At 37.7% G+C, this 8,462-nt stretch carries 11 protein-coding genes; 7 read left to right on the plus strand and 4 right to left on the minus strand.

Annotated features, from left to right (window positions below):
- Nucleotides 1-134 precede the first annotated feature (134 nt).
- Nucleotides 135-437 carry a helix-turn-helix domain-containing protein gene (locus tag A9996_RS18595; RefSeq protein WP_066438821.1) on the minus strand — a complete coding sequence of 101 codons (303 nt, stop codon included), beginning with the start codon at nt 435-437 and terminating at the stop codon, nt 135-137.
- A complete protein-coding gene (locus A9996_RS18600) occupies nt 424-765 on the minus strand; it encodes a type II toxin-antitoxin system RelE/ParE family toxin (protein ID WP_066438822.1) in 342 nt (113 codons plus the stop codon). Before A9996_RS18600 ends, A9996_RS18595 begins: the two co-directional genes overlap by 14 nt.
- 156 nt (nt 766-921) lie before the next feature.
- Between A9996_RS18600 and A9996_RS18605 the strand changes: the two genes are divergently transcribed.
- The 7 genes from A9996_RS18605 (at nt 922) to A9996_RS18635 (ending at nt 5,923) form a co-directional block, all read left to right on the plus strand.
- Nucleotides 922-1,287 carry a hypothetical protein gene (locus tag A9996_RS18605; protein ID WP_066438873.1) on the plus strand — a complete coding sequence of 122 codons (366 nt, stop codon included), beginning with the start codon at nt 922-924 and terminating at the stop codon, nt 1,285-1,287.
- 156 nt (nt 1,288-1,443) lie between these two features.
- On the plus strand, nt 1,444-1,989 hold the full coding sequence (locus A9996_RS18610) for a hypothetical protein (protein ID WP_248912386.1): 546 nt from the start codon (nt 1,444-1,446) through the stop codon (nt 1,987-1,989).
- 600 nt (nt 1,990-2,589) lie between these two features.
- Nucleotides 2,590-3,282 carry a CPBP family intramembrane glutamic endopeptidase gene (locus A9996_RS18615; protein ID WP_169817273.1) on the plus strand — a complete coding sequence of 231 codons (693 nt, stop codon included), beginning with the start codon at nt 2,590-2,592 and terminating at the stop codon, nt 3,280-3,282.
- Nucleotides 3,283-3,414: 132 nt separating this feature from the next.
- Nucleotides 3,415-4,008, plus strand: a complete 594-nt coding sequence (locus A9996_RS18620) for a hypothetical protein (RefSeq protein WP_157487255.1) — start codon at nt 3,415-3,417, stop codon at nt 4,006-4,008.
- A gap of 216 nt (nt 4,009-4,224) precedes the next feature.
- Nucleotides 4,225-4,740: a Crp/Fnr family transcriptional regulator gene (locus A9996_RS18625; protein WP_211272668.1), complete on the plus strand. Its 516-nt coding sequence runs from the start codon at nt 4,225-4,227 to the stop codon at nt 4,738-4,740.
- A 58-nt stretch (nt 4,741-4,798) separates the two neighbouring features.
- Nucleotides 4,799-5,221: an SRPBCC domain-containing protein gene (locus tag A9996_RS18630; protein ID WP_066438882.1), complete on the plus strand. Its 423-nt coding sequence runs from the start codon at nt 4,799-4,801 to the stop codon at nt 5,219-5,221.
- A gap of 216 nt (nt 5,222-5,437) precedes the next feature.
- Nucleotides 5,438-5,923, plus strand: a complete 486-nt coding sequence (locus A9996_RS18635) for a hypothetical protein (protein WP_066438879.1) — start codon at nt 5,438-5,440, stop codon at nt 5,921-5,923.
- 30 nt (nt 5,924-5,953) lie between these two features.
- Here the strand turns inward: A9996_RS18635 and istB are convergent, their stop codons facing one another.
- Together istB and istA are read right to left on the minus strand one after the other, a co-directional pair.
- A complete protein-coding gene (gene istB / locus A9996_RS18640) occupies nt 5,954-6,691 on the minus strand; it encodes an IS21-like element helper ATPase IstB (RefSeq protein WP_066431887.1) in 738 nt (245 codons plus the stop codon).
- 26 nt (nt 6,692-6,717) lie between these two features.
- Nucleotides 6,718-8,271, minus strand: coding sequence for an IS21 family transposase (gene istA, locus A9996_RS18645; RefSeq protein WP_066431889.1), 1,554 nt, complete (start codon nt 8,269-8,271; stop codon nt 6,718-6,720).
- Nucleotides 8,272-8,462 lie beyond the last annotated feature (191 nt).

Here is an 8,462-nt window from a genome sequence, read left to right on the forward strand (position 1 = left end):
GCCGTTGCGTGTCCCACACACGAGCTATTAAAAGTACAAAACTCCGCTGGAAAATTCCCAAGAATTTTCCAGATAGGCACAGACCCAGCAATGGCTTATACACGGTGTTGCCATTAGTACTTTTCCTTTCATTCTTAAAGGTCAAGCGATAATTTCAAACTTCCGCCCAATCCTTCTCTGATTATTCTCATCAAGGTCGAAAGTCGGATATCACTTGCATTATTCTCAATTCGTGAAATATAGTTTTTAGTTGTTCCAACTTTTTCAGCAAGTTGTTGTTGCGTTAAATGCTGTTTTTTTCTTGCCTCTTGAATTAAAGCACCAATTCTGAAAGTTTCAAATTCTTCTTCGAATTTTTCTCGGCTTTCTGTTCCTTCCTTGCCATATTTGTTGTTAATATGCTCTTTCCAACTTTTAGGATTTTCATTTGTTTTCATAATATTTCTTTTTTAACGCTTGCGCTTTTTTGATTTCGTTTTTGGGTGTTTTTTGAGTTTTTTTCTGAAATCCATTCAATAATAAGATTAGGTTTCCTTTGTCGAAGAAACAGAAAACCCTAAAGATATTGCTCCCTGTTTTGACACGTATTTCCCAAAGTCCGTCCGTTCCAGTCATATGGTCAAAGTACTGTTTCGGGACTATGTTTGTCCTTTCAATAAGTGAAATTGTCCAGTCGAACTTGTCCTGAACTTTCTGGTCAAGTTTGTTGTAAAAATCCCAAAAATGGTTTTCAAACGGGATTATTTCTCTTTCAAATTTGTCCAATGATGCTCATTTTTAATTATAAAGCGAAGTTACCTATAAAGGCAACATTCTCCAAATTAAATTCTATTTTTTATTTTGCAGACGGATTTTTTTGTATTAATGTGTAATTTAACGCAACCAAATCGGAATTTGAACATCTAATGAAAAAATAGAATTATGAAAAATTTAAAAATAATCGCATTACTCATTTTAGTCGGAATTTACTCTTCTTGTAATAATGATGACGAAAATATCACTCAAACGTTAAGTGGAATCTATTCGGAAACTTCACCTGTAAGTGGACGTTCTCAATTGAATTTTATAAACGGAAATACAGTTGTTAAATCAGAACCTGACAACTCAAACGATGACGAATTTACTTATGAAATAATCGGAAACGTGATTAGATTAACACCGACTTTGGACAATTCTACAACTCAAGAATTTGAAATTGAAATTATGACTAACTCGAAATTTGAGATTGAAAACCTTTATCCAAGTGTAGGAATAAATCCAACTACTTATATGACTTTTGAAAAATAAAAAACTACACACAACAACGTGTATAATTAATGGCTGGTTCTCGCCTACTTACGAAAATCCTCGCCGATTTTCTATTCGGTGTTTATTTGCTAAATTAGGTGCTTAAACCACGCCACTAATCATACACAAAACCGTTACCCGTAAGCTGACCAGACATTGAAAATATTGCTTCATATAATAATTTTTGCCCTTCTAACCGTTTTGACTCAAATCGGAGGAATTTTATATTTAATTTCAATTTTGCTGATTAAGAAAAGTGCAGAAAGGAAACTCATCAAGCGAATTGGAATTTTCGCAGTTCTGTATTTAGTTGCAACATTTTTAATCGTTCCAAATGTCGCACCGATTTTCGGACGTGAAAAAATAAAGGAAACGGAATTTTTAAAAGCTCGTTCTGTTTTTTATAAACTTGCAAATAGAAATTACGTCCGACCAGAACTAAATGAAACTATCGGAAAAATAGCGTCCGAATTTGAAAAACGAAATAGCGGAATAAAAATGATTTATCTTGACGCAAACTTTCCATTTATTGATAAATTTCCTCTTCTTCCCCATTTGAGCCACAATGACGGAAAAAAAATAGATATTTCCCTGATTTACGAAAATACAAACGGACAATTGACAAACAAAAAAAAGTCTGTCAGCGGATATGGAGCTTACGAAAAACCAACCAAAAACGAATACGACCAAATCGAAGTCTAGTAAAAAACAAGGAAATTGGCAATACGACTTTCCAAAATATTTGACTTTAGGAACAATAAATAAAGACATCAAATTTTCGAAAAAAGGAACTAGGGAATTGGCACAACTGATTTTAAAACAAAATAATATTGGGAAATTATTCATCGAACCGCATTTGAAAAATAGATTGAATTTAACCAACCCGAGAATTAGATTTCACGGTTGTCAAGCTGTTAGACACGATGACCATATACATTTTCAATTAAGATAAAGCGGAAAATAAAGCCTACGGGTAACACCGTGTATAGACCATTGCTGGGTCTGTGCTTTTCTGGAATATTATCGGATAAACCCAAAGTTTGTCTATATTTGAATTGGTTCGTGTGTGAGACACGCAACGGTCCATACACATAAACGTTAGGCACAAGTTAACATAAACTAAATAATTATGGAAAATCAAACTGAGAATAAATTTAAGCCTATTGGAATATTTCTTTCTATAACTTTTACTTTAAGTGCAATTTTTATTTTTTTATTATTTATTCTGGAAAATTAGGAGGAGGAGCTGGACAATATGTTATGGGTCTCATGTGGTGTCCTGGGATTTCTGCCTTGATTACGATGAAAATTTTAAAAAGAAACATTTCCGATCTTGGCTGGAAATGGGGTGACACAAAATATCAGGTTAGGAGCTATTTGATTCCATTATTTTATGCATTTATTGCCTATATAATTATTTGGAGTTTTGGCTGGGGTGGCTTTTACAACGAAGAAACTGTAACTTGGATAACGAAATCAATTGGAATTGGTGATATTGGTGATGGTTTTTCTATTATGCTTTATGTCCTTCTAGTTGGAGTTTTTGGTATAATCGGCAGTATGTCATCCGCATTAGGAGAGGAAATTGGTTGGCGTGGGTTTTTGGTTCCAGAACTATATAAAAGTCAGGGCTTTACAAAAACCTCCTTGATTACTGGACTTATTTGGGGTGTTTGGCATTTACCAATTTTATTGTTTGCTGATTATAATAGTGGAACACCATCTTGGTTTGCTATGCCATGTTTCATGATATTAGTTATCAGCATAAGTTTTATATACACATGGTTTCGTATGAAATCTGGAAGCTTATGGACTGCTGTAATACTTCATGGAAGTCATAATCTATTTATTCAAAGTATTTTCACCCCTTTGACGGAAGATACAGGTAATACAGCTTATTATATAGACGAATTTGGAATTGTACTACCAATTGTCGCAATTGGTTTTGCAATATACTATTGGAGCAAAAGGAATGAATTAAAAACCAGTGCCTAACACAGTGTATAAGCTATGGCTTGGTCCGTCCTCACTTGGAAAATCCTGCGGATTTCCCAAAGCCAGTTTTTATTTGGAGAGGTTCGTGCTAAAACACGCCACAGCTCATACACAACAACGTTGCCAGTAATTATGACAAAAACTACGCTGAAAATATTAATAATAATCTTGACTATAACGACCAGCTCTTGTAAAAAAGAACTGGAGACGATTTTAGAAGCTGATTATAAAGTTATTGAAATAGATTATGGATTTGATAATTATAAAAAAAACATCAGAGACAAGTCTGAACAATTCATAATTAAAGAGAGAAACCTTGTTATAATTGATGTCGATAAAAATGGACAAATTAAAATTAAGAATAATTTCGTTGAAGACAGTTTAATAACCTCTGAATTAAAAAAATATATAATTCCGAACCCTGAAAATAATCAAATGCCAATGACTATTGAAGGCGAGTTCGAATATTCTGGAAAAGTTATAATGAATAAAAATCTTATGATTATGGCTAAATTTAACGAGGAATTAGACTATAAAAAATACAGCGGAATTAGAAACAAAATTTATTTATCATTTAATGAAGCGAGAAATGATTTTTCAATGGAGAAATTCAATAAAACTTTAGAGGAATTGACAAAGTCGACCGAACAAAATGATGTTATGAAATGGAAAGAGTTACGAGAAATAATGCCAATACGATATACCGAAATTTTGGGAGAAAAATAACTACTGGCAACACCGTGTATAAACCATTGCTGGGTCTGTGCCCATCTGGAAAATCCGCGAGGATTTTCCAGCGTAGTTTTGTATCTTTAATGGTTCGTGCTTTAACACGCAACGGTCCATACACAACAACGTTGTGCTTAATGTAAAAAAACATTCAGGAAATTGACAGAATTACAGAAATATATTACTTCCTACTTTGGAATCACAAACCAAAATATGGACAAAATAACGTCCTTGTTCAAAGAATCTGAGCTCAAAAAAGGAGAATTTTTTACAAAATCTGGTCAATATTGCGAAAAACTGAGTTTTGTAAGAAGTGGTTTTATTCGAGTTTTTGCAAACACCAATGACAAAGAGATTACGCAATGGATTTCAACAAAAGGTTATTTCATAACGGATTTATACAGTTTTACTTTTAAACAGCGAGCAAAATGGAATATCCAAGCATTAACCGACTGCGAACTTTATACAATCGACAAAGAGAATTACGCACTTTTGAACAATTTAGTTCCGAATTGGGCTGAAATGGAAAAACAGTTCATTGCAGGTTGTTTCGTTCAATTAGAAGATAGAGTTTTCAGTCATTTATCACTAAGTGCCGAAGAACGTTACGACAAACTTTTTAAGAACAATAAAGAGCTTTTTAACCAAGTTCCATTGCAATATCTTGCTTCAATGCTGGGAATGTCGCCCGAAACTTTCAGCCGAATAAGAAACAAAAAGATTTCTTGATTTTTGTCAAGAGCAAAAGCATAAATTGAAACGAACTTTGTCAGATAAATTAAAAATTATGGCAAAGCAAATTAAAACATCGATTACGATAAACGCAAGTAAAGAAAGAGTTTGGAAAATATTAACGGACTTTGAGAATTATCCCGAATGGAATTCGTTTATTAAGTCGGTTTCTGGAGACGTAAAAGTTGGAAATCAAATCGTAATAAAATTGCAAGGAATGACATTTAAACCTGTCGTATTGACCTTGAATGAAAATACAGAATTAAAGTGGCTTGGTCATCTTTGGTTCAAAGGACTTTTTGACGGAGAACATAAATTCAAACTGATAGACAACGGAAATGGAACGACCAACTTTGAGCAGAGCGAAAATTTTAGCGGAATATTAGTCAACTTATTTGCCAAGAGTTTGGACAAGGATACCAAGAATGGCTTTGAACAAATGAATCGGGAATTGAAATTACGTGCGGAAAAACACTAAGCACAACAACGTATATAAAACATAGCTATTACAGGCTTTCCTAGAGGTTTTTGTATATTTGCGAAGTCCGCCAAATTTTTTAATTTGGCTTTTTGAGAAAATAAGATAAAAAGAAAATTAAAAAATTCGGCTCGTGCATAATCCGAAAGTTTAGCGTCTATTTATACGCTACGTTTCATATACAAGACCGTTACCAAACAGTTGAAAACCGAAAAAATGAAAAAACTTCTGATTTTAATATTGACATTTTCGCTTTGTTTATTGAGTTGCGACAGAAAAAAGTCGGAGAAGACTCAATCTGACTTTAAGTCAAAAACGGAATTTAAAGTAGAACAGAAATCTGAACCAAAAAAAATGGACACAACAGTTGTTTATTGGCAAACGGACTTCGATACTATCCGAACTAATCAAGAATTGAAAATCGGAAATGAAATCCACAAACTTGAATTAAAAACATATTCTCTAAACGATAGCTCAATTGTTCGAATAAACGATATAAATAAACCTATCATTTATAAAGACATTTATCACGATCAAATAACTGAAATAATATTAAAAAAAGACAATGATATTATTCTTAAATCTAAAGTCAGCAAATTAACTTTTAAAGATAGTCTTCTTGATGGAGATTTTTTAAAATATTCAGTATGGCTATTTCGGAGTGATGGTGCCACCTGTTTCGGTCAAACCGTGCCACTTTGAAAGATCTTGCAATTATATAAAAAATTATTGTTATTCGTTCTTTAAAGCTCCCTTTCTTAAGGATTCCCCTTTGAGGTCGATCCTGTGGGATGAGTTTACGATCCTGTCCAGGATTGCATCAGCTATGGTTCCTTCTCCAATGATGTCATACCAGGCGGAGACTGGTATTTGAGATAAGATGATGGTGGAGGATCGGTTGTAACGGTCATCGATTATATCCATAAGTGATTCTCTTGCATGGTTGTCAAAACCTTGCAGACCAAAGTCATCCAGGATAAGCAGATCTGCCTTTAGGAGCTTTGCCAGTTCTTTTAGATAGGTTCCATCGGCCTTGCTGAGCTTCAGTCTTTTTAATAAACGGGCCGTGTTGGCATAGATGGTGCGATATTCCATCATGCACGCCTGGTGCCCCAGGGCCTGGGCCAGATAACTTTTTCCAACTCCGGAGGCACCGGTCATAATAATATTCTCTTTTCGTTTCATAAAATCCAGACAGCCCAGACGCAGGAACATGTTCCTGTCCAGATTGCGCTGTTGGGCGTAGTCCACTTCCGCCAGATCGGCCTGTCCACGGAAGGATGCCTGCTTGAGGAGCCTTTGGATCTTTCGATCCTTATGGTCCTCCCACTGATGGTCCGTGAGCAATGCCAAGTATTCATCGGCCGTAAGATCCGGTGTGCGATTTTCCTTGATATGCAGCAGGTGTAAGTCTGCCATGGCACCTAGGCGCATTTGTTTTAGTTTTTCAACGGTTTGATTGTTGTTCATAATTATAGAGTTTATTGGTTACATATTTATTGATAGGCCGAAGCTCCCCGGAGATTCTCATGTACGGGGATATGAGGTTTGTCTTGTTCTAGATCTTGGTAGAACAGGGAAGACCGGTCCAGGTTGTTTTTCAGGATATTCTTGATGCGCTGGTATGCGACCGCATCTGCCTGTATGGCCCTTTTGCATGCGCTGTCCAAGCGTTGTGAGCCAAAGGCTCTGTGCAACTGGATAAGTCCCATGGCACGCTTGTAACCGATCTCGGGGTAATCTCCCGAGGCAATGATGGTATCAATACAGGCCACTACATTTTCCCCGTGCAGGGCAGCTTTCTTTTTAAAAAATTCAGGGCTCCAGTCCACATAATATTTGTGGGTACTGCTCAGGTGGTCACGATTTGTGTTGTAGTTTCCCTTACTGGGATTACGCTGGTGCAGGGCTATCCGCTGATGGTTGTAATACACTTCCACAGTCGTGGCGGTATAATGGATCTGGGTCTGCTTGCCGATGTAGCGGTAGGGTACGCTATAATAACTTTTATCTGGCGAGAAGTACACATATCCCATCTTCTGCACCTTTGCACGGCAATAGTCCTTGAGCTGGTAGGGACTTAGTGGAAGTGATTTTAAATGGCCTTTTTCTATGGACTGGAAGAGCTCCAGACGGCTGGCCTGTTTCCTTTTGAACAGTAGATTGTTATAGGCTGTCAACAGCTTGCGGATCTCTTTGTTGAGCTCGCTTAGGGAGAAGAAGGTCATATTGCGCAAGGGATAATAGATGCGCTGATAGGCAAGATGGACAGCATTCTCTACAAGGGCCTTGTCCTGCGGGGAGTATCCACGGGTCGGGTTGATCACACAGTTGTAGTGCCTGGCAAAGTCCTTAAAACTGCGGTTGATATCCGCCTCATAACGACTGGCACGGGTTACGGCCGACTTTAGATTATCGGAGACGATGGCCTTGGGCACCCCGCCATAAAACTCCAGGGCATGGCCACAGCATGTGATAAGATCGGCTCTCTTTTGGCTATGGCAGGCTTCCACATAGGTGTACTGGCTGTTGGGCAGGATGGCCACAAAGACCTCCACCGCAATGAGCTCCCCGGTGGCCCGGTCCACGATCTGCAGCTTCTTGCCCGCATAGTCCACATACATCTCATTGCCCGGATCGTGCTCCAGTTTCATTGATCCCCTGACCTTTGAGTATTTACGGTTGTAATGCTCCATGAACTGGGTATAACTATAGGGTTCTTTGGCATGTTGCACATATTCCTGGTAGTGGAACAGAAAGGTAAAACCGGGATGGTTCCGGGCTTTGTTGATCCCGTCAAAATACAGCATTAGCTCACCGTAACGGGGATTGGCTATCGTGGTACTGGAAGGAAAGAGTGCCTCCAGGGCAGCATTGTCGCGGGCCAACAGTTCCTCAGGGGAACGGTCACTGGCCTTGAACAGCTGCATATAATTGTTTACCGTGTTGCGGGATATCCCCAGGGTAGCGCCTATTTTACGGTTGCTGAACCCATCTAGGTGCAGGGAAATGATTTGTTTTAAGTCCATTGGATCAAGTGTGTTGGCCATATCGCACGTTTTTTGGCGACAAGGTAATTATTACTTGATCTTTCAAAGCGCTGCGGTGAGCGAGGTCGAACTGTGGCACAAATCGAACCGATATAGACTTTTACCACACAGGCAAAAGTGGCACAGTTTGAACCGAAATGCCTGGCACTATGAAACCGAAATCACTGGCACAAATCGAACCGAAGTATCCA

The sequence above is a fragment of the Gelidibacter algens genome, from assembly GCF_001678675.1.
GTDB lineage: Bacteria > Bacteroidota > Bacteroidia > Flavobacteriales > Flavobacteriaceae > Gelidibacter > Gelidibacter algens.

Coding starts and splice junctions, on each gene's coding strand:
- A9996_RS18595 (WP_066438821.1), bottom strand. CDS start 437: ATGAAAACAAATGAAAATCCTAAAAGTTGGAAAGAGCATATTAACAAC.
- A9996_RS18605 (WP_066438873.1), top strand. CDS start 922: ATGAAAAATTTAAAAATAATCGCATTACTCATTTTAGTCGGAATTTAC.
- A9996_RS18615 (WP_169817273.1), top strand. CDS start 2,590: ATGAAAATTTTAAAAAGAAACATTTCCGATCTTGGCTGGAAATGGGGT.
- A9996_RS18620 (WP_157487255.1), top strand. CDS start 3,415: ATGACAAAAACTACGCTGAAAATATTAATAATAATCTTGACTATAACG.
- A9996_RS18625 (WP_211272668.1), top strand. CDS start 4,225: ATGGACAAAATAACGTCCTTGTTCAAAGAATCTGAGCTCAAAAAAGGA.
- A9996_RS18630 (WP_066438882.1), top strand. CDS start 4,799: ATGGCAAAGCAAATTAAAACATCGATTACGATAAACGCAAGTAAAGAA.
- A9996_RS18635 (WP_066438879.1), top strand. CDS start 5,438: ATGAAAAAACTTCTGATTTTAATATTGACATTTTCGCTTTGTTTATTG.
- istB (WP_066431887.1), bottom strand. CDS start 6,691: ATGAACAACAATCAAACCGTTGAAAAACTAAAACAAATGCGCCTAGGT.
- istA (WP_066431889.1), bottom strand. CDS start 8,271: ATGGCCAACACACTTGATCCAATGGACTTAAAACAAATCATTTCCCTG.